The 23,200-nt window shown below is 63.5% G+C and carries 15 protein-coding genes, 1 tRNA gene and 1 pseudogene; 12 read left to right on the top strand and 5 right to left on the bottom strand.

Annotated elements, in window-relative coordinates; genetic code table 11:
- Positions 1–43: 43 nt before the first annotated feature.
- From OX460_RS18205 to OX460_RS18175, 7 genes and pseudogenes are all read left to right on the top strand, one after another.
- Positions 44–1,375 (top strand): annotated as a pseudogene (locus OX460_RS18205) (type IV pilus secretin PilQ family protein); the annotation flags it as partial.
- A 112-nt stretch (positions 1,376–1,487) separates the two neighbouring features.
- Positions 1,488–3,698 carry a hypothetical protein gene (locus OX460_RS18200; RefSeq protein ID WP_289899519.1) on the top strand — a complete coding sequence of 737 codons (2,211 nt, stop codon included), beginning with the start codon at positions 1,488–1,490 and terminating at the stop codon, positions 3,696–3,698.
- 60 nt (positions 3,699–3,758) lie between these two features.
- Positions 3,759–5,420, top strand: coding sequence for a bifunctional shikimate kinase/3-dehydroquinate synthase AroKB (aroKB, locus tag OX460_RS18195; protein ID WP_289899518.1), 1,662 nt, complete (start codon positions 3,759–3,761; stop codon positions 5,418–5,420).
- 1 nt (position 5,421) lies between these two features.
- Entirely contained in the window at positions 5,422–6,558 is a 1,137-nt protein-coding gene (locus OX460_RS18190; RefSeq protein ID WP_251349381.1) for a deoxyguanosinetriphosphate triphosphohydrolase, read from the top strand.
- Between the two features lie 145 nt (positions 6,559–6,703).
- On the top strand, positions 6,704–7,414 hold the full coding sequence (dsrO, locus tag OX460_RS18185) for a sulfate reduction electron transfer complex DsrMKJOP subunit DsrO (RefSeq protein WP_077398882.1): 711 nt from the start codon (positions 6,704–6,706) through the stop codon (positions 7,412–7,414).
- A gap of 3 nt (positions 7,415–7,417) precedes the next feature.
- Complete coding sequence (nrfD, locus tag OX460_RS18180) at positions 7,418–8,530, top strand: NrfD/PsrC family molybdoenzyme membrane anchor subunit (RefSeq protein WP_289899517.1); 1,113 nt, start codon at positions 7,418–7,420, stop codon at positions 8,528–8,530.
- A gap of 10 nt (positions 8,531–8,540) precedes the next feature.
- On the top strand, positions 8,541–11,762 hold the full coding sequence (locus OX460_RS18175) for a molybdopterin dinucleotide binding domain-containing protein (protein ID WP_289899516.1): 3,222 nt from the start codon (positions 8,541–8,543) through the stop codon (positions 11,760–11,762).
- A 122-nt stretch (positions 11,763–11,884) separates the two neighbouring features.
- Here the strand turns inward: OX460_RS18175 and OX460_RS18170 are convergent, their stop codons facing one another.
- From OX460_RS18170 to mutM, 5 genes are read right to left on the bottom strand one after another with little or no spacing between them, the layout of a single operon-like run.
- Complete coding sequence (locus tag OX460_RS18170) at positions 11,885–12,508, bottom strand: response regulator (protein ID WP_099665719.1); 624 nt, start codon at positions 12,506–12,508, stop codon at positions 11,885–11,887.
- On the bottom strand, positions 12,505–14,298 hold the full coding sequence (locus OX460_RS18165) for a sensor histidine kinase (protein ID WP_289899515.1): 1,794 nt from the start codon (positions 14,296–14,298) through the stop codon (positions 12,505–12,507). The genes OX460_RS18170 and OX460_RS18165 overlap by 4 nt, the downstream gene beginning before the upstream one ends.
- Positions 14,298–15,461: an A/G-specific adenine glycosylase gene (gene mutY, locus OX460_RS18160; protein WP_289899514.1), complete on the bottom strand. Its 1,164-nt coding sequence runs from the start codon at positions 15,459–15,461 to the stop codon at positions 14,298–14,300. Before mutY ends, OX460_RS18165 begins: the two co-directional genes overlap by 1 nt.
- 38 nt (positions 15,462–15,499) lie before the next feature.
- Complete coding sequence (locus tag OX460_RS18155; RefSeq protein WP_289899513.1) at positions 15,500–17,401, bottom strand: dynamin family protein; 1,902 nt, start codon at positions 17,399–17,401, stop codon at positions 15,500–15,502.
- 22 nt (positions 17,402–17,423) lie between these two features.
- A complete protein-coding gene (gene mutM / locus OX460_RS18150; RefSeq protein ID WP_099665715.1) occupies positions 17,424–18,260 on the bottom strand; it encodes a bifunctional DNA-formamidopyrimidine glycosylase/DNA-(apurinic or apyrimidinic site) lyase in 837 nt (278 codons plus the stop codon).
- A gap of 167 nt (positions 18,261–18,427) precedes the next feature.
- On the opposite strand from mutM, the gene OX460_RS18145 reads away from it, so the two are divergent.
- The 5 genes from OX460_RS18145 to OX460_RS18125 all read left to right on the top strand — a co-directional run bounded on the left by OX460_RS18145 (position 18,428) and on the right by OX460_RS18125 (position 23,061).
- Entirely contained in the window at positions 18,428–20,212 is a 1,785-nt protein-coding gene (locus OX460_RS18145) for a tetratricopeptide repeat protein (protein WP_289899512.1), read from the top strand.
- A 73-nt stretch (positions 20,213–20,285) separates the two neighbouring features.
- Positions 20,286–20,924: an outer membrane lipoprotein LolB gene (locus tag OX460_RS18140; RefSeq protein ID WP_289899511.1), complete on the top strand. Its 639-nt coding sequence runs from the start codon at positions 20,286–20,288 to the stop codon at positions 20,922–20,924.
- Entirely contained in the window at positions 20,921–21,805 is an 885-nt protein-coding gene (ispE, locus tag OX460_RS18135; RefSeq protein WP_289899510.1) for a 4-(cytidine 5'-diphospho)-2-C-methyl-D-erythritol kinase, read from the top strand. Before OX460_RS18140 ends, ispE begins: the two co-directional genes overlap by 4 nt.
- A 78-nt stretch (positions 21,806–21,883) precedes the next feature.
- Positions 21,884–21,960: transfer RNA gene (locus OX460_RS18130), tRNA-Gln, on the top strand.
- A 150-nt stretch (positions 21,961–22,110) separates the two neighbouring features.
- Positions 22,111–23,061 carry a ribose-phosphate pyrophosphokinase gene (locus OX460_RS18125; RefSeq protein ID WP_034753270.1) on the top strand — a complete coding sequence of 317 codons (951 nt, stop codon included), beginning with the start codon at positions 22,111–22,113 and terminating at the stop codon, positions 23,059–23,061.
- Positions 23,062–23,200: the final 139 nt, after the last annotated feature.

The raw sequence follows: 23,200 nt of genomic DNA, 5'->3' as shown, positions 1-23,200 counted from the left end.
CAGCAGCCTCGCCCAGGAAGCCGTGGTGCACGTGTCGGCGCCGCGTTTATATGTCGGCGAGAAAATCTCCGTCGACTTCCAGAACGTGGGCGTGCGCGCGGCCCTGCACATCCTGGCCGATGCGTCGGGGCAAAATATCGTCGCCAGCGATAGCGTGGCGGGCAACGTGACCCTGCGCCTGCGCAACTTGCCGTGGGACCAGGCGCTCGACGTGCTGCTGCAGGCGAAAGGGCTGGACATGCGGCGCAATGGCAACGTGCTGTGGATCGCGCCGCGTGAGGAAATGCTGGCGCGCGAAAAGCTGGAGCTCGAAACGCGCGCGCAGATCGCGGAACTGGAACCCTTGCAGTCAGCCATCTTCCAGCTCAATTACCAGAAGGCCGAAGCGTTCCGCACGGTGTTCGCCCTGGACGCGGGAGAAGGGCGCAGCCGCCTGCTGTCGCGCCGTGGCAGCGTGCTGATCGAGCCGCGCACGAATCAGCTGTTCGTCACCGACGTGCCGGCGCGCCTGGAGCAGATCCGTCAACTGATCGCCAAGACAGATATTGCCACGCGGCAGGTGATGATTGAGGCGCGCATCGTCGAGGCGAATGACAGTTTCAGCCGCAACCTGGGCGCGCGCCTGGGTTTTACGGACCAGCGCCTGGCGGCAGGCCAGGTGCCCGGTTTTTCCCTGGGCGGCAGCGGGCGCCGCGCGGCCATCGGCGGCAGTTACCAGGGCGTGGGCGAGGCGACGGGGCAAACGGTGGCCGGCGCCGGCGCCTTCGTGCCGAACACGCAATTTGTCAACTTGCCGGCCGCCAGCATCAATGGCTTGCAGCCGGCCAGTTTCGCCCTGAGCCTGTTTTCGGCGGCTGCCAACCGTTTTCTGAATCTGGAATTGTCCGCACTGGAAGCGGACGGCCGGGGCAAGATCATTTCCAGCCCCCGCGTGGTGACGGCCGACAAGGTGCTGGCGCTGATCGAGCAGGGCATCGAGTTGCCGTACCAGGTGGCCACCAGCAGCGGCGCCACGTCGATCACCTTCCGCAAGGCGAATCTGCGCCTGGAAGTGACGCCGCAGATCACGCCGGACGGCAACGTGGTGCTGGAAGTGGACGTCAACAAGGATAGCGTGGGCCAGGAAACCCGCTCCGGCTTCGCCATCGACACCAAGCACGTGCGCACGCAAGTGATGGTGGAAGATGGCGGCACGGTGGTGCTGGGCGGCATTTATCAGCAATCCGAGCGGGGCACGGACAGCAAGGTGCCGCTGCTGGGCGACATCCCCGTACTTGGTGTTTTTTTCCGCAGCACGGGCCGCAGTCAAGAAAAAACCGAACTGATGGTGTTTATTACGCCGAAAATAGTGGCAGATCGGCCAGCAACACGTTAATGTCACATCTTTACGTTTAAGTAACAATGCAAACGAAAGCGGACTGATGGCGACTATGCGGAATGTATCTTGGAGCAACACTTATTGGAGTCGGGTATCGAATTGGCTGGTCTTGCTGGCGCTGGGCGCCTTGCTGGCCGCCTGTGGCGGCGGTGGCGGCGATCCGACCATCGATGGCGGCAGCAGTGGCGGCACGACGGGCGGCGTGGCCGCGACGGTCACGGTAAGCCTGTTGAACGCCGCTGGCCAGCCCAGCAATGCATTGAGCAGCACGGCGCCGCTGACAGCCAAGGCGCTCGTCAACGATAAAAATGGCGTTCCTGTCAGCAATGCCGTGGTCACGTTTTCAGCCGATGCCACGCTGGTATCGTTGTCGTCAACCAACGGCACGGCGTTGACCGACGCCAAGGGCTATGCCAGCATCACCGTCTCGGCCTTGAATGCGACGGTTACCGGTGCGGGCAAGCTGACGGCCACTGTCGCGGCAGGCACCGCCACGGTAAGCGGCGAGGCGAGCTATGACATCAAGGCGGCCCAGGCATCGGGCGCCAAAATGACGCTATCGCTGCTTAACGGCGGCAGCGCCAGTAACGCGCTGTCGAGCGCCGCGCCGCTGACGGCCAAGGCGTTGGTGACCGATTTGAACGGAAAACCGATCAGCGACGTGTTGGTGGCATTCTCGACTGACAATACCATGGCAGTGATGTCACCATCGGTAGGGACGGCACTGACCGATGCGACAGGTACGGCCAGCGTAACGCTGCGTCCTTTCAGTCTGTCGGCCAGCGGCGCCGCCACGTTGCGGGCGACCACGACGGCCAATGGTGCCGTTGCCAGCAGCCAGATCAATTATGTGCTGGGAGCCACCGACCTGAGTGCGGAGAACATGCGGTTTTCGCCCGCCAGCATCCCGGCCTATGGCACCACCAACGTCACTGTTGATGTCATGGCTGGCAGCAGCCTGTACACGGGATCAGGCCAGACGGTAAATTTCAGTTCGACTTGCGTGCAGGCCGGCAAGGCTAGCGTGACCAGTGGCGTGCCTGTCGTCAATGGCAAGGCCACAGCTGTTTTCCGCGACCTGGGTTGCAATGACTACGATATGGTCAATGCCACAGTGGCGGGCAGCGCTTCCATGTATCACGCGACGCTGCCGATCGGCCGCGTCGCGCCGGCATCGGTACAATTTTCCAGCGTCAGCCCGGTAGGCAAATCGATCGTGATTCAAGGGCAGGGCGGCATAGCGCGCACGGAAATGGCTACGCTCACTTTCCGCGTATTCGATACTTTCAACAAACCGCTGGTCGGCCAGGAAGTGACGTTTTCGTTGTTGAACGGCCCTGGCATGACGCTCAATAAAGTGAAAGACACCACGGATGCCAATGGTGACGTCATCACCACCGTGAGTTCCGGCACCACCCCGACCACCTTCCGCGTCAAGGCCAGCCTGGCCTCTGGCATTTCCACCTTGTCCGATTCCATCCTGGTAACGACGGGTTTGCCTGTGCAAACGGCGTTTTCGCTCAGCTCCGTCAAGTCCAGCGTGGAAGGCTGGTCGTATGACAGCCCCGTAGGCACCCCTGCCACGACCGTCACTATCTTGCTGGCAGACCAAGCGGGCAACCCTGTTCCTGACGGCACGCCGGTGGCATTTCAGAGCAATTTGGGCGCCATCGGCTCGTCCAGCATGGGCGGCTGCACCACCATGAACGGCGGCTGCTCGGTCGACTTCCGCAGCCAGAACCCGCGTGTGGCCACCAATCCACCTGTCACGCCCTGCAATGATGTCAGCAATGGCGGCACGGCCGACAGCCTGTGGCCTGGTCTTGCCACCATCTGCGCCAGCACTTCGGACGGCAGCAAGACGTTGTTCGCGAAGATCGCCATCTTCCTGAGCGGCAGCCGTCCCGAAAATGTCACGCTGTTCGATCAGTCGGCCCAGGTCAGCCTGGATCGCAGCACCTATGATCTTGGGAGCGTTTCAGCCGCTGCAGTGCGTCAATTCAGCTTGAGATTCAGCGATTTGCATCAAAACCCCATGCCTTCCGGGACCACGGTCGCGATCACGAATATGATCAATGGCGTTGGATCCATCACTCCGGACAGCATACAAAATATCTATCCGCACAACACGCTTGGCGTGGATGACCGTACCGGAGGCAACATTCAAGGTAACCAGGGAGGCCGGCATGCCGTTACAATTAACAGCCTGACGCCGACAAATTGTGTAGCGAATGTGGTCAGCACGTTTAATGTAACAGTGACGACGCCGCTGGGTAACGCCACCAGTTACCCGTTTAGACTGACATTCTCCTGTCCTTGACGTAAGGGGAAACGGGCGCCGTAGAGGCGGTGCCTGCTTATTTTCTGATTGATATAAAAAGTGTCCGAAATTTCCAACAGTAATATCTTTCTTGTCGGCCTCATGGGCGCAGGCAAAACCACGATCGGGCGCATTTTGGCCCGCAAGCTGGGCTTGCGCTTTGTCGATTCCGACCACGAAATCGAGGCACGCACGGGAGCGACCATCCCGTGGATCTTTGAAATCGAGGGCGAGGCCAGCTTTCGCCGGCGCGAGGCCGAGGTGATCCGTGACCTGAGCGCCCAGGAAGGCATCGTCATGGCCACCGGCGGCGGGGCCATCCTCAACGCCGACAGCCGCGCCTACCTGAAGGAACGGGGCACGGTCGTGTACCTGCGCGCCAGCGTCAGCAACATCCTCGCGCGCACCAGCCATGACAAGAACCGCCCGCTGCTGCAGACGGCCGACCCGCGCCGCAAGCTGGAAGAATTGACGTCCCAGCGCGAGCCCCATTACATGGAAGTGGCCGACATTGTGATCGACACGGGCCGTCCTAACGTACAATCGATGGTTCAGACCATCCTGATGCAGCTGGCCAGCCTCGAATGCGAGGCCTCGCCCAACTGCGTCATTCATGCAGAGCCTTCGATGAACGAGCAATCTAAAATGTTGTTGAGCGTAGACCTCGACGAACGCAGTTATCCGATCGCCATCGGTCCCGGCCTGCTGGCCGACGCCGACGCGCTGCTGCGCCATATCAGCGGCCACAAGGTGGCCATCGTCACCAATACCACCGTCGCCCCCCTGTACCTGGGCCGCCTGCAGGCGGCGCTGGCCAGCGATGGCCGCGAGGTGATCAGCATCGTCCTGCCGGACGGCGAAGAATATAAAAACTGGGCCAGCCTGATGCAGATCTTCGACGCGCTGCTGGCCAACAAGTGCGACCGCAAGACCACCCTGGTGGCGCTGGGCGGCGGCGTGATCGGCGACCTGACCGGCTATGCGGCCGCCAGCTACATGCGCGGCATCGGCTTCGTGCAGGTGCCCACCACCCTGCTGGCGCAGGTCGATTCCTCCGTCGGCGGCAAGACGGGCATCAACCACCCGCTGGGCAAGAACATGATCGGCGCCTTCTACCAGCCGCGCGCCGTGATCGCCGACACCTCGACCCTGGAAACCCTGCCGGCGCGCGAGCTGTCGGCCGGCTTGGCCGAAGTGATCAAGCATGGCGCCATCATCGATGCGGCATTCTTCGACTGGATCGAGGCGAACATGGCCAAGCTGATGGCGCGCGACAAGGGTGCGCTGGCTTACGCGATTGCCCGCTCGTGCGAGATCAAGGCCGACGTGGTGCGCCAGGACGAGCGCGAAGGCGGCTTGCGCGCCATCCTGAATTTCGGCCACACCTTCGGCCACGCCATCGAGGCGGGCCTCGGCTACGGCCACTGGCTGCACGGCGAAGCCGTCGGCTGCGGCATGGTGATGGCGGCCGACCTGTCGTGCCGCATGGGCTATATCGACCAGGCGGCCGTGGAGCGCGTGCGCGCGCTGGTGGCCGCCGCCGGCCTGCCGGTGAAGGCGCCGGACCTCGGTGTCGAGCGCTGGCTGGAACTGATGGAAGTGGACAAGAAGAACGAGGGCGGCGCCATCAAGTTCATCCTGTTGCAACCCTTGGGCAGCCCGAACATCACGTCCGCGCCGCACGAACTGGTGCTGGCTACCCTGGCCGCCGGAGTGCAATAACATGCTGCCCGAAGACTTCCTTGCTCCGTACGCGGCCCATTCGGCACAGGGGCAGGGACGTCGCTTTGCCGAGGCGCCGCACGCCTCGCGCAGCCAGTTCCAGCGCGACCGCGACCGCATCATCCATTCCTCTGCCTTCCGCCGCCTCGAGTACAAGACCCAGGTGTTCCTCAATCACGAGGGAGATTTGTTCCGCACCCGCCTGACGCACAGCCTGGAAGTGGCGCAGGTGGGCCGCTCCATCGCGCGCAACCTGCGCCTGAACGAAGACCTGGTGGAAGCCATTGCGCTCGCGCATGACCTGGGCCACACGCCGTTCGGCCACGTGGGCCAGGACGTGCTCAACGAATGCATGCAGGCGCACGGCGGCTTCGAGCACAACCTGCAAAGCCTGCGCGTGGTCGACACGTTGGAAGAGCACTACGGCGCCTTCGATGGCTTGAACCTGATGTTCGAGACGCGAGAAGGCATCCTGAAACACTGCTCGCTGGCGCATGCGCGCGAACTGGGCCCTGTGGCCCAGCGCTTCATCGATCGCACGCAACCGACCCTGGAAGCGCAGCTGACCAACCTGGCCGATGAAATCGCCTACAACAGCCACGATATCGACGACGGCCTGCGTTCCGGCCTGATTACCATCGCCCAGCTGGAAGAGGTGGAATTCTTCGGCCGCCTGTGGCGCGACGTGCAGCAGGCGTTTCCCGGCCTGTCGGGCCGGCGCGCCATCTACGAAACCCTGCGCCGCCTGATCACGGCCCTGGCCGACGATCTGATCGTCACGTCGACTTCCCTGATTGCGGACGCCGCTCCGCGCGACGTCAGCGAAGTGCGCGCCAGTCCCCCGCTGATCCGTTTTTCGGACGCCATGCGCAAGGATGCGACGGAGCTCAAGCGGTTCCTGCGCGCGAACCTGTACCGCCACTACCAGGTCAACCGCATGCGCGTGAAGGCGAGCCGCATCGTGCGCGAACTGTACGACAGCTTCATGGCCGAACCGGCCCTGCTGCCGCCCGACTATCAACTCAGGGATGGCGACGTCACGCAGCAGGCGCGCAAGATCGCCGACTACATCGCCGGCATGACGGACCGCTACGCGATTCGTGAGCACCGCAGGCTGTATTCGCTCGACGAGTTGTAAGCGCATTACCCCCATTCCTCTCCTCTGTCAATTGGCATGATCATCTAGGTCCCCACCCGATCATCCCAATACCCCCGTAGCGCCTTCTTTTCTATCATGGCAGCAAGTCAACAAGGGCTTGCCGCCCATAGTCAAGGAGAGTGTCATGATTGAATCGCGCCGCAGTTTCTTGCGCGCCTTGCCAGCCGTAACCATCGGGGCGGCCATCGCGCCGCTGCCAGGCAAGGCGGCCACCAAGGGCGAAGGCGGCCAGCGTTGGGCGATGGTGGTCGATGTGCAGAAATGCATCGGCTGCCAGGCTTGCACGGTCTCCTGCATCATGGAAAACGCCGTGCCGGAAAACAGCTTCCGCACCGTCGTCTCGACCTATGAAGTCAAGGAAGAGAACCGCTGCGGCACCTACATGCTGCCGCGCCTGTGCAACCACTGCGCCAATCCCCCCTGCATTCCCGTCTGTCCCGTCGGCGCCACGTTCCAGCGCAAGGATGGCGTCGTCGTCGTCGATGGCGACCGCTGCGTGGGCTGCGCCTACTGCGTGCAAGCCTGCCCGTATGACGCGCGCTTCATTAACCACGAAACGGGCAAGGCCGACAAATGCACGTTCTGCGCGCACCGGGTCGATGAAGGCTTGCTGCCTGCCTGCGTGGAAACCTGCGTGGGCGGCGCGCGTATCTTCGGCGACCTGAATGACCCGGACAGCGTGGTGCACCAGCTGCTGACCGAGAACAAGGTGAAGGTGCTGAAACCCGAGCAGGGCACCCAGCCCCACGTGTTTTACCTGGGACTGGACACGCGCTTCGCCGGCCACGTCGAGGGCGAAGCGACTCTTTGGCAACCGAGCAAACACGGGAAATAAACCATGGACAGCCACATCACCGAAATTCTCAACGTCACGCGCGAAGCGGCATGGCTGCCGTGGGCGGTGCAGTATTTTTTCCTCATCGGCCTCAGTTATGGCAGTTTCATGCTGACGCTGCCGTACTTCGTCTTTGGCCGCAAGGCGTATGAACGCCTGGGACGCATCGCGCTGCTGGCATCCCTCGTCTGCGGCATGACGGCGCCCGTGGCGCTGCTGGCCGATTTGCACGGGCCGGGCCGCTTCTACCATTTCTATATTTACTTCCAGCCGCAGTCGTGGATGTCGTGGGGCTCGTTCTTCATCCCCCTGTATCTGGGCTGTTTGATGCTGTACGCGTGGCTGGCGCTGCGCGTGGACTTCGCCACACGGGGACAGGGCCAGGACCGCCTGGCCTTCGCCTACCGCTTGCTGGGGCGCGGCGGCGCCGCTTCCTTGCGGGCCATTCGCGTCGCCGCCGCCTTCACCTTGCTCGCCGCCTTCGTCGTGGGTCTGTACACGGGCATGGAAGTGATGGTGGTGCGTGCCCGTCCTCTGTGGTTCACGCCTTTCCTGCCGGCGCAATTTGCCGCCACGGCCTTTGTTGGGGCCGTGGGCCTGGCGCTGCTGTTCAACCGCTTCCTGCCGGGCCGCGACCAGGCGCTGGAAGTATCGCTGAACCGCGCGCTGGCCCTGTCGCTGGCGCTGGTGCTGGCACTGGGCGGCGGCTGGCTGTTCGTCAGTCTTTCCGGCGTAAGCGCCAGCCACAGCATGGCCTTTACGCAGGTGGCGGGCATGCCGCAATGGCAGTTCACGGCCGTTTGGGCCGTGCTGTCGGCCATCGTGCCGATGGCGCTGGCCATCTGGCGTCCGGCCACGAGTGGCCTGGCCAATGGCCTGATCGCGCTGCATAGCGCCTGGATGATGCGCTGGACGATTTTTATCGGCGGCCAGACGATTCCGAAGACGGGCGCAGGCCTGTACGACTACCACCTGCCGATGGGGAACGATGGCTTGCTGGGCATTATTGGCACGGCCGGCCTGTGGATCGCGCTACTGTTGCTGATGCTGGAATTTTTGCCATGGGCGGGACGCGTCGTCGCTGGTCGCAGCCGTCCCGTCATGGCCACGCACTGAGGAGTCAAAAATGAACGATCAAATACACAACAACGCAGACAACGACGTCCCTGACGACGAAAACGAAAAACGCCGCAAGCTGTTGCGCTACGGCGCCATCGGCGGCGGCCTGGCCGCGTTTGCCGCCAGCTTTTCCACCACGGCCGGCCGCATGGTCGACCATGCGCTGGGCAAGGATAAACCCGTGCAGAAACTGCATGGCAATTCCCTGCCGCCCGAGTTTTCCGTCGATACGGCCACGGGCAAGCTGACGGTCAATCCCGACCAGCAAGTGAGCTACACCATGTGCATGGGCTGCACCACGTTTTGCGGCGTGCGCGTGCGCCTGGATAAAAAAAGCGGCAAGGTGCTGCGCGTGGCGGGCAATCCCTACAGCCCCCTGTCGGCCGACCCGGCGCTGCCGTATCAAACCTCGATCCGCGACAGCTTTGTGTCGCTGTCGCGCTTCCAGGAAAAGGGGCTGAAGGGCCGTTCGACGGCTTGCGGCCGCGGCAACGGCGTGCTGGAACAGATGGAGTCGCCGTTCCGCGTGCTGGCGCCCATGAAGCGCGTGGGACCGCGCGGCGGCGGCCAGTGGGAACCGATCGCCTTCGACCAGTTGGTGAAGGAAGTGACGGAAGGCGGCGACCTGTTTGGCGAAGGCCACGTGCAGGGGCTGCGCGCCTTGCGCGAGCTGGAAAAGCCGATCGATCCGACGCAGCCGGAACTGGGCCCGCAAGTGAACCAGGTGGGCCTGATGTGCAGTACCGACGATGGCCGTCTGGCGTTCGGCACGCGCTTTTTCAAGCAGTCATACGGCAGTTTGAACCTGGTCAACCACGGTTCGTATTGCGGCGGCGCCTACCGCAGCGGCTCGGGTGCCATGTTCGGCGACATGAAGAAGATGCCGCACGCGAAAGTGGACCTGGAAAATACGGAATTTTGCATATTCGTTGGCACGGCGCCGGGCAATGCGGGCAACCCGTTCAAGCGCCAGGGCACCCTGATCGCGAAAGCAAGGTCGGGCAAGCGCGAATTCAGCTACGTCGTCGTCGACCCCGTGCTGACGAACGCGGACAGCCTGGCCGCGGGCGACCGCAGCCGCTGGGTGCCGATCAAGCCGGGCACGGATGGCGCGCTGGCCATGGGCATGATCCGCTGGATCATCGAGCACGAACGCTATGACCGCAACTTCCTCGTGCAGCCGAACCTGAAGGTGGCGGAAGCGGCGGGCGAAGCCGCCTGGTGCAATGCCACGCATTTGATCATTAACGAGAAGGGCCATCCGCGCGATGGCCGCTACCTGCGCGCGTCGGATATGGGCGCGGTGGAGTTGTCGGAAGAAGAGCGCTACAAGGATGGCGACGCCTTTTGCGTGATCGACTCCGCCACGCAAGCGATCGTGCCGCACAATGCCGCCAAGGGCGAGGCGCGCCTGTTCTTCGACGGCCCGCTGGATGTGGCGGGCGCACCGCTGCACCTGAAGACGGCCATGACGATGCTCAACGAGGAAGCGCAGCGCCACAGCATGGATGATTACGCGGCCGCCTGCGGCATAGGGCGCCACATCATCGAAGGGCTGGCGCAGGAACTCACCAGCCATGGCAAGCGCGCCGCCGTCAATGCGCACGGCGGCATGATGTCGGGTGCGGGCTTCTATAACGCGTATGCGCTGGTCATGCTCAATACCCTGATCGGCAATTTGAACCGCAAGGGCGGCACCCTGGTCAACGGCGGCAGCTTCAAGGATGCGGGGCCTGGGCCGCGCTACAACCTCGAGAGTTTCGACGGCGAGATCAAGGCGGCCGGCATGCCGATCGGGCGCAATGTGCCGTATGAAAAAACCTCGGAATTCAAGCTGAAGAAGGAAGCGGGCAAGGCGTATCCGGCGAAGGCGCCGTGGTATCCGAACGCGCCTGCGCTGGCCACCGAGTGGCTGACCAGCGCCATGAACGGCTACCCGTACACCCTGAAGGCGCTGATTCTGTGGAGCTGTAATCCCGTCTACGGCATCACGGGCTTGCGCGCGCAGATCGGCAAAGAACTGGCCGATCCGAAGAAGATTCCCCTGATCGTCGCCATCGACCCCTTCATCAATGAAAGCTCGGCCTTTGCCGACTACCTGCTGCCCGACACCTTGCTGTATGAAAGCTGGGGCTGGGCCGGCGCCTGGGGCGGCATGCCTGTCAAAATGAGCACGGCGCGCTGGCCCGTGGTCGAGCCGCGCGTGCAAAAGACGCCGGACGGCCAGACCATCTGCATGGAATCGTTCTTCATCGCGCTGGCAAAGACGATGGCCTTGCCCGGCTTCGGCCCGGAAGCCTTGCAGGACATGGATGGCCAGCGCTTCCCCTTGCAGCGCGCGGAAGACTGGTATCTGCGCGGCGGCGCCAACATCGCCTGGCAGGGCAAGACGGCAGTGCTTGACGCGAGTGACGACGATATCGAACTGTCCGGCGTGGCGCGCATCCGCCCCGAACTGGAGCGCACCTTGAAGCCGGAAGAGTGGCGCAAGGTGGCCTTCATGCTGGCGCGGGGAGGGCGCTATCAGAGCTATGGCGAGATGTTCGGCCTGCGTTTGCCGCCGCCGGTGAATCCCAAGGCGCCGGCAGCGCCTGCACCCGTGATCGACGAGACGCCGTATCCGCAGGACTGGTCCACGCACCGCTATCTGAAACCGATGATGCTGTACAACGAAGGTCTGGGCGTGAGCAAGAACAGCTTGAGCGGCAAGCGTTTCCCCGGCACGCCCGCCTGGAGAGTGGCGGCGTTTGCCGATGGCACGCCCGTGCGCAAGACCTATCCGGCCAGCGAGTGGCCGTTCGAGTTGATCAGCTTTAAATCGGCGCTGCAGAACTCCTACAGCATCGGTGCGCGGCGCTTGCGCGGCATCCATCCGGACAACCCGGTCGCAGTGCATCCCGACGATGCGGCGCGCTTGAAGCTGGAAAATGGCGATGCCATTTACCTGGAAACGCCGGGAGGCAGGGCCATGGCCACGGTGATGCTGCGCCATGGCGTGCAGCGGGGCGTGATCGCCGTCGAACACGGTTTCGGCCACAAGGAGCACGGTGCGCGCGCCCACCGTATCGGCAAGCTGCGCCAGCCAGATGAACCGGCCATCGGCGCCGGCATCAACCTGAATGACCTGGGATTGACGGACCCGAGCCGCGGCGACAAGAACGTGTTTGTCGATCCCGTCTCGGGCACGTCGGTGCGGCAGGGGCTGCCGGCGCGCATCGTGCGGGCTTAACGAACGCTCAACAAAACCGTAGCGAGCGGAAGGGAGGTGCGGTCGAGAAGCGTAGCTGTGCGAATGCACAGTGAGCATCGCAGGCCGCAAATCACGACGCGCAGTAGGTTGGGTTGGGTGTTCTAGATTTCGCCGCCGGCCATTAGCAGCCGGGCTACCTCGGCTGCTGAATGCAGGCCCAGTTTTTCCATCGTGTTATGGCGGTGCACCTGCACTGTCTTGTCGCTGATGCCCAGCTCGCGGGCGATGACTTTCGAGGCTTTGCCTTCGGCCATCAGCAACGCCACTTCGCGCTCGCGCGCGGTGAGCCTGGCCAGCGCCGATTGCGCCGTATTCGCGCTGGCGGCGCTGCGGCTTTCTTCCACACTGCGGGCCACGGCGCGCGACACGGCGTCCAGTAATACCTGGTCCTTGCACGGCTTTTCCAAAAAATCGCAGGCGCCTGCCTTCATCGTCTGCACGGCCATGGCCAGGTCGCCGTGACCGCTGAGGAAAATCACGGGCAGGGAGATGGCGTGCCCGGTCCTGTTGTTCAACTCCTGTTGCAGTTCCAGTCCGCTCATCAAAGGCATGCGCACGTCGAGCAGCAGGCAGCCCGGCACATGGCCAGCGTAGCGCTGCAGGAAGTCGCGCGCCGACTCGAACGTCTCGACCTTCCAGCCGGCCGAATCGAACAGATAGGCCAGCGAGCGGCGCATGGCGGCGTCGTCGTCGACGACAAAGATGATCGCATCGCTTTCATTCATGGTGTTTCCTTGTTGGCTCCCAGGCCGGTATCTTCGGGCAGGCGGAACCAGACCGTCAAGCCCGGTGCATCGGCGTTGGCGTGCGCCGACAGGCTGCCGCCGAACGATTCGATGATGCTTTTGCTGAGCGACATGCCCAGACCCAGGCCTTCGGCCTTGGTGGTAAAGAAGGGTTCGAACAGGCGCGCCATCTGCGCCGCTTCCAGGCCGCAGCCGGCGTCGCGCACGGCCACCGTGCAGGCGCCGTTTTCACGATGCAGCAGCACGCCGATGGGGTGCTGCGGATTGCCGTTTTCCAGCTGCGCATCGAGCGCATTTTTCAGTAAATTGAGCAGCACCTGCTGCACTTGCTGCGGGTCGGCCAGCACGCGCGGTGCCGCGCTGACCGCCTCGTGGCACCAGCTGATATTGGCTTGCGGATGGGCTGCGCGGAACAGGGCCACGGCTTGCTCCACGGCGTCGGCCAGGGCGAAGGCGGTGCTGTGCGCGGGACGCTTTTGCGCCATCGCGCGAATGTGACGGATGATGGCGCCCGCGCGTTCGCTTTGCGTGGCGATTTCCTGCGCGCCGTCGAGCAGGGGCGCCGCATCGAGCCGACCCGCTGTGATGCGGCGCGCCATGCCGCGCGCGAAATTGCCGATGGCGGCCAGCGGCTGGTTCAATTCATGCGCGATGGCGCTGGCCATTTCGCCCAGAATCGCCAGGCGCGCCGTGTGGTCTAGCGTGGCCTGGCGCTGGCGCGCCTGCTCTTCCAGCGCGCGCTGCTGGTGCTGGGCGGCGCGTAGTTGCTCCGTGCGCCGGCTGACCAGGTATTCCACGCGCACCGTGTGCACGGCCCAGGCCACCAGCAGGGCCAGCACCAGCAGCATCCAGCCCCAGTAGCGGCGCAGCGCCGTCTCGAACGTCAGCTTGTCCAGGTAGGCGTAGGGACCGATGCGCAGGTCGCGGAACAGCTCATCGACGATTTGGTAATCGCTGGGTACCGTCCAGCTGTAGCCTTCGTCGGTGCGCGGCATGGCCAGCAGGGCTTGCGCCACTTTTTTTGCCAGCGCGGGCGGCGTCTGGCGCAGGGCCACGAAGGGCCAGTCCGGATACAGCCGCGACGAGCTGGCACAGCGAAAACCGGGAATCGGGCGCGTGGTGATCACGCGCAGTTCCTCGGCGCGCACTTCGCCGCGCGCGACCATCTGTTCGAGCAGGCAGGTGCGCACGATGCCCGCATCCATGCGCCCCGCACGCACGGCGTCGATGATCTGCTGCGACGGGAAACCGCTATAGCGCAGGCTGGCAAAATCATGCGCGGGATCGATGCCCGCTTCGCGTAGTTCGCGCGCGGCGATCTGGTAGCCGCCAAAGGCGTCGGGCGCCACGGCCATCACGTTCTTGCCCGCCAGGTCGGCCAGGTCATGCAGTGGCGACGCGCTGCGCACGACGATGGCCGAGCCGATGGCCTGGCGCGGCGACTCCGTCCATGGCGATTCCAGGGTGGCGATACGGCTGGCGCCATCGCTGTGCTCGAGTGCCACGTAATGGCCGCTGCTGGTGATGGCAAAGGCGATCGATTGCGACTGCACGGCGCGCGTCAGGCCCGCCTGGTCGTAGTCGGCCAGGATGAAACGGATGCCGGGAATGCTCGCTTGCAGGTGGCGCGTCACGTACGACCAGTCCTGCTGCACGGCGTCGCCGCCCTTGTAGGCCAGTACGCCAATTCTTACCTCGGGCAGGTCGTTCGCCGCGTGGGCGCCGTGCAGACACAGCGCCGCCAGCGCGAGCAGTACAAACCGCCGCACTAGAACATGCTGCGCTGCGCCGAACGCGCATCGCCGAACAGGTCCAGCAGCAGTTTCTTGATGGGCGCGGGCAGCGGCGCGTCTGCAATTTTTGCGCCGTCATACCAGACGTGCGTCGCTTCCCCGGCCAGCGCCAGGCGGCGCGCCAGGGTGATGCGGCAGGGAACGATGTGCAGTTTGTAGTGGGTAAACACGTGTACGATGGGCAGCAGCCGTTCCTGCGTTTCGATTGCGCCAAACGGCGCCACGGCGCGCGTCAGCGCATCCTGATCGATGTCGCGCGGACAGTCTTCGCCGGCCAGCACGTGGCCATCGAGTTCCGGCAGCGACAGCAAGCCGCCCCAGATGCCGGAACCGGGACGCTGTTCCAGCAGCACCCGGCCATCGTCGATGATGACCAGCATGACGGCGTGTTTTTCCGGGCTGGTTTTCTTCGGTTTGCGCACCGGCAGATCCTTGGTGCGGCCCGTAGCGTAGGCCACGCAGCGCGGCTGCAGCGGGCAGCGGCCGCAATCGGGGCTGCTGCGCGTGCACAGGGTGGCGCCGAAGTCCATCAGGCCCTGCGTGTAGGCTTCGATACCTGTCTCCGGCAGCAGCGCTTCGGCACGGCACCACATGGCTTCCTCGACCCGTTTTTCGCCGGGATAGGCATCGATGCCGAAGGTGCGCGCGAAGACGCGTTTGACGTTGCCGTCCATGATGGCTGCGCGCGTGCCGCTGGAGAACGCGGAGATGGCGGCCGCCGTCGAGCGGCCGATGCCGGGCAGGTCGGCCAGCAAGGCCGGGTCGCTGGGGAAGACGCCGTCGTATTCGGCCACCACGCGCTGCGCGCACTTGTGCAGGTTGCGCGCCCGCGTGTAGTAACCGAGGCCGCTCCACTGCGCCATCACGTCTTCCACCGGGGCGCTGGCCAGATCGCGCAGGGTAGGGAAGCGTTCGAGGAAGCGCGCATAGTAGCCGAGTACCGCGGTGACCTGCGTTTGCTGCAGCATGATTTCGGACAGCCAGATCAGGTAGGCGTCGCGCGTGTTTTGCCACGGCAGCGCATGGCGGCCATGCTGCTTTTGCCAGGCGATGACGGTGGCGGAAAAAGTCGGGTCGATATAATCTTCAATGGGGACCACGCCCGTGGCGGGCGAGAGCGGATGCAGCAGACGTTTCATGCAGGGTTCCAGTATCTTGTGGCGTGTTGTTGCGTGTTTTATGTGGCGCTGGCCGTGCGCAAGGCAGCGAGCAATTGCGCCAGCTGCGCCTTGTCGCGTTCGAGCGCCGCCAGGCTGGCTTCGAAGCCGGCGATTTTCTGTTCCAGGCTGCCCGTGGCGTCGTGGATGCGCTGGATCGAGGCAAAGCGCAGTTTCAGCTGCTCCTTGTATTCGACGATCTGCGCTTCGAGGGGCGCCATGATGACTTTCAGCCAGGCGCTGGCGTCGTCGTTGGCGTTGGTGAAACTGCGGCGCACGCGCGAGGCGATGGTGTCGAAGAATTTCTCCATCAGCACGACCCGGCTGGTGGTGAGCAAGGTGGCCGTGCCGAACTGCTTGTGATACACGGCTTCGATATCGGCGATCTCCTGGCGGTAGCGGGCCAGCGAAAACGGCATCGGCAAGGCCAGCGCCAGGCCATGTTCGGTGGCGAATTTTCGGTACATCACGTTCATCATTTCCGTGATCTCGGCCGTCTTGCCTTCCGAACGGTCCAGGTTCTGGGTGATGCGCTCGAAATACTGGCGCACGGCTTCGCGCAAGCCCGTGAAAAAGCGGCTGCGCTGCATGGCCGTGCGCACGCCGTCGATATCGTCGCGCACGATGTCCATGCCCAGGCTCGTGTACAGCTCCGTCGACAGGCGGGTAAACACGGCGCGCGTCGCTTGCAGCTTGAACAGGCTGCTGTCGAATTCCTTCTTCTCGATATCGATACGCCGCATCATGTGTGCGATCACGCTCTGGTTCTTGCCGCGCAGGCTGTGCAGCTCGTGCAGCTGCTCGGCGATGCCGCGCGCGCGGGCCGCCGCCTGCACCTGCTGCGCCGCCTCGATGGCGTCCAGGTCGAACGCCAGCTGGCGCCGGATGATGTCCTTGCGCGCGGGGATCAGCTCCTCGAACAGGGCCGTCTCCAGCGGCAGCAAGCGGCTCTTTTCCAGCAGCGCCGCATCGTGGTTGATCTTGCCTACCAGGGCCTTTTGCGCCGAGACGGGAAACACCTGGCCCGCATCCAGCGTCAGCAGATGCGCCACGCTGGCCTGCTGGCGTTCGATGGCTTGCGCCACCTCGGCATCGCCGCGCAATTCGTCCCACATGCTGTCGATCTTGTTGAGCACTACCAGGCGCCCCGCACCGGCGCCGATATGGTTGCGCCAAACTTCGATATCGCTGCGCGTGACGCCCGTGTCGGCCGCCAGGATGAACAGCACCGCGTGCGCATTCGGGATCAGGTTCAGGGTCAGTTCCGGTTCCGTGCCGATGGCGTTCAGGCCGGGCGTGTCGAGAATCACCAGACCCTGTTTCAGCAGCGGATGGGGGAAGTTGATGATGGCGTGGCGCCACATGGAGATTTCCACCTGGCCGTCCTCGTCCAGCATCGAGGGCGCGTCCGCATCGTCGGCGTCGTACAGGCCGTAGCGCGCCGCTTCTTCCACGCTGACTTTTTTCGTCAGGCTGACCTGGCGGATGGCTTCCTGCATGTCGCCGCCCGCCTCGATATTCAGGGGCAAGACGGTCCAGGCGGCGGGCAGGTCGCGGTAGTCGCTGGTCGACAGGTTCTGGGCGCGCGTCTCGATGGGCAGCAGCCGGATCGATGGCGGCCAGGCCGCGTCGTACAGCAGCTCGGTGGGGCACATGGTGGTGCGGCCCGCGCCCGAGGGCAGGATGCGCTGGCCATAGCCGGCAAAGAAGATGGCGTTGATCAGCTCGGATTTTCCGCGCGAGAATTCCGCCACGAAGGCGACGGACAGGCGGTCGTCAGTCAGACGGGAGCCACAGCGCGCCAGGCGCAGCGCGGAGGCGCCGTCGACCAGGCCCGCCGCGCTGGCGGCTTGCCGGTATGCCTGCAAGGCGGCCTGCACGTCCTGCCGCCATGCGCTGTATTGTTCCAAGTCTCTGACCATCTGGCTCCCTCTGTGAGTGTGGCTATTTCTGGCAATTCACGCAGTAAAACGTGGAACGCTGTCCCTGCACGATTTGCCGTATCGGCGCGCCGCACACGCGGCATGGCTTGCCCGCGCGGTTGTACGTGAAATACGTCTGCTGGAAGTAGCCGGACTGGCCGTTGACGCCGATGAAGTCGCGCAGGGTGCTGCCGCCCTGCACGATGGCTTCGGCCAGCACGTCGCGGATCGATTGCGCCAGTTTCTCATAGCGGGCCAGGCCGATGCGCCGGGCTGGCGTCTTCGGGTTGATCCCCGCGCGGAACAGGCTTTCGGAACAATAGATATTGCCCACGCCGACGACGATGTCGCCCGCCATCAGCACCTGCTTGATGTTGGTGCCCTTGTTGCGCGTTTTCTCGAACAGCAGCTGGCCCGTGAAGCCGCCTTCCAGCGGTTCCGTGCCCAGGCCGCGCAGCAGCGCGTGGCCATCCAGCGGGCCGTCGGCCTCGTCGTGCCACAACACGGCGCCGAAGCGGCGCGGATCCGTCATGCGCAGCACCTGGCTGCTGCCGTCCGCGTCTTCCACGACGAGGTCGAAATGATCGTGCTTTTGCGCCTCCGTCCCAGTGGGCAGCACGCGCAAATGGCCCGACATGCCCAGGTGGATGATCAGGGTGCCGTGGCGGAAGTGGATCAGCAGGTATTTGCCGCGCCGCCCCGTCAGGCCGATGGTTTGCCCCGACAATTGTTCGCCCAGGGCCGGGGGGAAGGGCCAGCGCAGGCCGTCGCGGCGCAGCACGACGGCACGCACGGCGCGCCCTTCGATGTGGGGCGCGACACCGCGCCGTGTGACTTCGACTTCTGGCAATTCTGGCATAGGACTCGAATGGTGGAAAACCGGGTAAAAAACAGGCGGGTCGCCGGCCGATGGCTGGCCCGGGCACGCTACGCCGCCACGACGTATATATTTCGTTACATACGTGAAGTACGCGATAGCCGCGTTGGGCGTAGAATCAAACTTTGCCGTTTAGCCAGGATCAGCCTTTGAAAAACGCTTTCGCCATTGTAACCTTGTCCGCCCTGATGGCCACGCATGCCATGGCACAGACGCCTGTTGCCCCTGCCGATGGGGCGGCCAGCCCCGCTGCGGCCGCCGCGCCGCAAGCGGCCGGTACCGAGTCCGACGATGACGCCAAGGGCGAGAAGCTGCCCAAGGTCGAGTTGAGCAGCGATTTGCTGTACAAGCTGACCAAGGCTGAAATGGAATTCAAGAGCGGCCAGTGGCAAGGGCCGTACGTGACGATGATGGTGGCGGCGCAGCAGACGCGTGATCCGCGCCTGGCGCGCCGCGCCTCCGAAATGGCACTGGCCGCCAAGCAGGGCGGCGAAGCGCTGGCGGCCATCCGCCTGTGGCGCGAGCTGGCGCCCGAATCGGATGAGGCGACCCAGTTCTTCCTCGGCTTCGTCGTCTTGACGGACAAGATCGAAGAAGCGGAACCGATTTTTGCCGAGCGCCTGGCCAATGCACCGCCGGGCGCGCGCGGCGTGGCCCTGTTTCAGATGCAGCAGATCCTGTCGCGTTCGAATGACAAGCTGTATGCCTATTCGATGGTGACGCGCCTGGTGCAGCCCTACCTGGACATGTTCGAAGCCCACTTGGTGCTGGCGCAGGGCGCCTTGTCGATCGGCGAGCGTGAACGCGCCATCGGCGAAGCGAACAAGGCGTTGGCGATCAAGCCGAACTCCGAGCTGGCCGCGCTGACCCTGGCGCAGGTGACGGGCGAGCCCGAGGCGGCAGGCAAGGTGCTGGCCGCCTTCCTGCAAAAGAATCCGGACGCTGTCGAGGTGCGCGGCGCGTATGCGCGCCTGCTGGTCGAGCAAAAACAGCTGGAGCCGGCGCGCGACCAATTCCTGCTGCTGCTGAAAAGTCAGCCCGACAACCTGGGCGGCCTGTATGCGCTCGGCATCGTGGCGTTGCAGCTGGAAGATACCAAGGGCGCGGAGCAGTACTTCAAGCGCTTCCTGGCCGTGCTCGACAAATCCCCTGGCGACGCGCGCGATCCGTTCAAGGCCCTGATGATACTGTCGCAGATCGCCGAAACGCGCGGCGACACGGCCGGCGCCATCGCCTGGCTGGACAAGATCGACAATAGCGCGTCCGCCGGTTATGTCGAGGCGCGTTTGCGCCGCGCCCAGCTGATCGCCCGTGGCGGCAATCTCGATGCGGCGCGCAAGGCGCTGACGGAAATCGAAACGGACGATCCGGCAAGCCAGGCGCAGGTGCTGCTGGTCGATGCGCAATTCCTGCGCGATGCCGGCTACGTGCAAAGCGCCTATACGGTGCTGGAAAATGCCTTGCTGCGCTTCCCCGATAATCCGGAACTGCTGTACGACTATGCCTTGCTGGCCGAGCGCCTGGATAAACTCGAGCTGATGGAAGCGAGCCTGCGCCGTGTGATGGCGCTGGCGCCCGACAACCAGCACGCGTATAACGCCCTCGGTTACTCGCTGGCCGAACGGGGCATCCGCCTGCCGGAAGCCCATGCATTGATCGAAAAAGCCTTGCAGATGGCGCCGGGCGACCCGTTCATCATGGACAGCATGGGCTGGGTGCAGTTCCGCATGGGCAACCTGGCGGCCGCGGAAAGCGCGCTGCGCCGCGCCTATGCCGTGCGCAGCGACCCGGAAATCGCCGTCCACCTGGGCGAAGTGCTGTGGCAGAAGGGCGACAAGGCCGAAGCGCAAAAGCTGTGGCGCGAGGCGCAAGGCAAGGATCCGAAAAACGACGCGCTGAAAAGCACCCTGGCGCGCTTGAATGTCAGTTTGTGATTGAATCGATTAACTCAACTATGAGAAACCAGCGCCATGGCGCTGGTTTTTCCTTGTGCCCATGTCCAAACCCATGTCCAAACATTTCCTGCCCCTGACGGTCCTGTGCCTGGCCCTCTCGGCCTGCTCGACCCTGACTTCTCCCTTTTCATCCGGCGCCGCGCCATCGGGCGAAGCCGTCGCGCCCTACCGCGAACAGGTGGAGCTGACGGGCCGTCTGAACGTCGTGTACCAGAAAGATGACAAGCCCGAATCGGCCACCGTCAATTTCAACTGGCTGCAGACGGCCGCGCGCACGGATGTGACCCTGTATACGCCCGTCGGCAGCACCCTGGCGACGATCGCCGTCACGCCGCAGCAGGCCGTGTTGACGCAAAGCGGCAAGGCGCCGCGCAGCGCGCCCGATGTCGATACCCTGAGCGCGCAGATGCTGGGCTGGTCCCTGCCCGTGTCGGGCTTGCGCGACTGGCTGCAAGGTTATGCCGTGGGCGCCGATGGCAAGCGCTTCGTCGCGTCACCGGCCAATGACAGCGTGACAACCAAAGACGGCTGGCGCTTGCGCTACGTGTCGTGGCAAGATGCTGCTGAGAATACACCGGGCGCCTTGCCCCAACCGCGGCGTATCGATGCCGAACGCACCACCAGCGCGCAGGCCGATGCCGTCTCGCTGCGCATCGTGCTCGATGCCGCCCCATCCACACCTGCACCATGACATTGACGACCCTGAATCATTGCCCGGCTCCCGCCAAACTGAACTTATTTCTGCACGTTAACGGCCGCCGCGCCGATGGCTACCATCTGCTGCAGACGGTGTTCCAGTTGCTCGACCATGGCGACACCTTGCACTTCGCGCTGCGCGACGACACGCTGATCCGCCGCGTGACGGCGCTGGCCGGCGTGCCGGAAGAGCAGGACCTGATCATCCGCGCCGCGAAACTGCTGCAGGCGGAAGTGCTGCGCCGCACGGGCGCCTTGCCGCGCGGCGTCGATATCGCCATCGACAAGGTGCTGCCCATGGGCGGCGGCCTGGGGGGCGGTTCGTCCGACGCGGCCACGGCCCTGATGGCCTTGAACCGCCTGTGGCAAGCGGGCTTGAGCCGCGAGGAATTGATGGCGCTGGGCTTGCCGCTGGGCGCCGATATCCCGTTTTTCATCTTTGGCGAAAACGCCTTTGCCGAAGGCGTGGGCGAGGCCCTGCAGCCCGTCGCCACGCCCGAATGCTGGTATGTGGTGATCGAGCCGGGCGTGCAAGTGCCTACCGCCGCAATTTTTTGCGCGGAAGGCTTGACGAGAAATACCGAACCCGTCACAATAGCGGACTTTTCCAGGCACCTCGCAGAAGGAAACGATGCGGGCGGGTTTGGTAAGAATGATTTACAGCAAGTGGCATGCAGTCTTTTCAAGCCGGTAGCAGATGCGGTAGAATGGCTGGGTGCTTACGGTGAGGCCAGGATGACTGGTTCCGGTGCTTGTGTGTTTAGTGCGTTTGGCAGTCAGGAAGAAGCGGATGCGGTGCTCAGCAATGTGCCACCAGTCTGGATCGCCTGGAAGGCAAAAGCGCTGAATCGCCACCCGATGCTCACGGTGTTGTAAAGAGCAAAAAAAGATTTTGCTTAGCGTCAAATAGTCGGTATAATACTGGCCAACATGACGGCAAGCAGTCAGTAACGTAGGGGAATCGCCAAGCTGGTTAAGGCACTGGATTTTGATTCCAGCATGCGAAGGTTCGAATCCTTCTTCCCCTGCCACCATTTCACCGTAGTCTGTCGATGCGAAGTTGGCGTCCAGTACGGGAAAAAGCAGATATGTCGCCACGCGGCATATTCTAAACAATGACTGACCGGGCCTATGCCCGGTTAGTGCTTTTCAAGACTTCTATATCACCTCTTGGGACTCCCATGGCTTACGAAAACCTGATGGTTTTTACCGGCAACGCGAATCCAGCGTTGGCAGAGGGGGTCGCAAAAAACCTCGGCATCCCTCTCGGTAAAGCAAACGTTTCGAAATTCTCCGACGGCGAAGTAATGGTCGAGATTAACGAAAACGTACGCGGCAAGGATGTTTTTGTTTTGCAATCCACCTGTGCTCCAACCAACGACAGCCTGATGGAAATCATGCTGATGGTTGATGCCTTGAAACGTGCTTCCGCTGGCCGCATCACCGCCGCGATTCCTTACTTCGGCTACGCCCGCCAAGACCGTCGTCCACGCTCCGCGCGTGTGGCAATTTCGGCCAAGGTGGTAGCGAACATGCTGGAAGAAGCTGGTGTCGAGCGCGTCCTGATCATGGACTTGCACGCTGACCAGATTCAAGGTTTCTTCGATATCCCAGTCGACAACATCTACGCTTCGCCAATTTTGCTGGGCGACCTGCAAAAGAAAAACTACCAAGATTTGCTGGTGGTGTCGCCGGACGTCGGCGGTGTGGTACGTGCGCGCGCCCTGGCAAAACGCCTGGGCTGCGACTTGGCCATCATCGACAAGCGTCGTCCAAAAGCGAACGTGTCCGAAGTGATGAACATCATCGGTGAAGTCGAAGGCCGCAACTGCGTGATCATGGATGACATGGTCGACACGGCAGGCACCCTGACGAAGGCTGCCGAAGTGCTCAAAGAGCGCGGCGCGAAAAAAGTCGTGGCGTATTGCACGCACGCGGTGCTGTCGGGCCCGGCGATCGACCGTATTTCGGCCTCGCCACTCGATGAGCTGGTCGTGACCGACACGATCCCCCTGTCCGAAGCGGCCCTGGCCTGCGGCAAGATCCGTCAATTGACGTGCGCGCCGCTGCTGGCCGAGACGTTCAAGCGCATCATCAAGGGCGATTCGGTTATTTCCCTCTTTATCGATTAATTCGACAAGAGCAGCAACAGACGTCACCTGCGGCGCGACCGGCTTTTTGCCTGTTGCGCCGTAGTATTTTAGTTTTCGGGGCGCGTATGCGCCCATTTTCGAAGATTCCTGGTCGCGGGAATCTTCATAACACAAGGCG

The organism is Janthinobacterium sp. SUN033 (assembly GCF_030397595.1).
In the GTDB taxonomy this organism is placed as follows: domain Bacteria; phylum Pseudomonadota; class Gammaproteobacteria; order Burkholderiales; family Burkholderiaceae_D; genus Janthinobacterium; species Janthinobacterium kumbetense.
The sequence above is the reverse complement of the archived record's forward strand: the minus strand, read 5'-3'. Positions and strand labels throughout refer to the sequence as shown.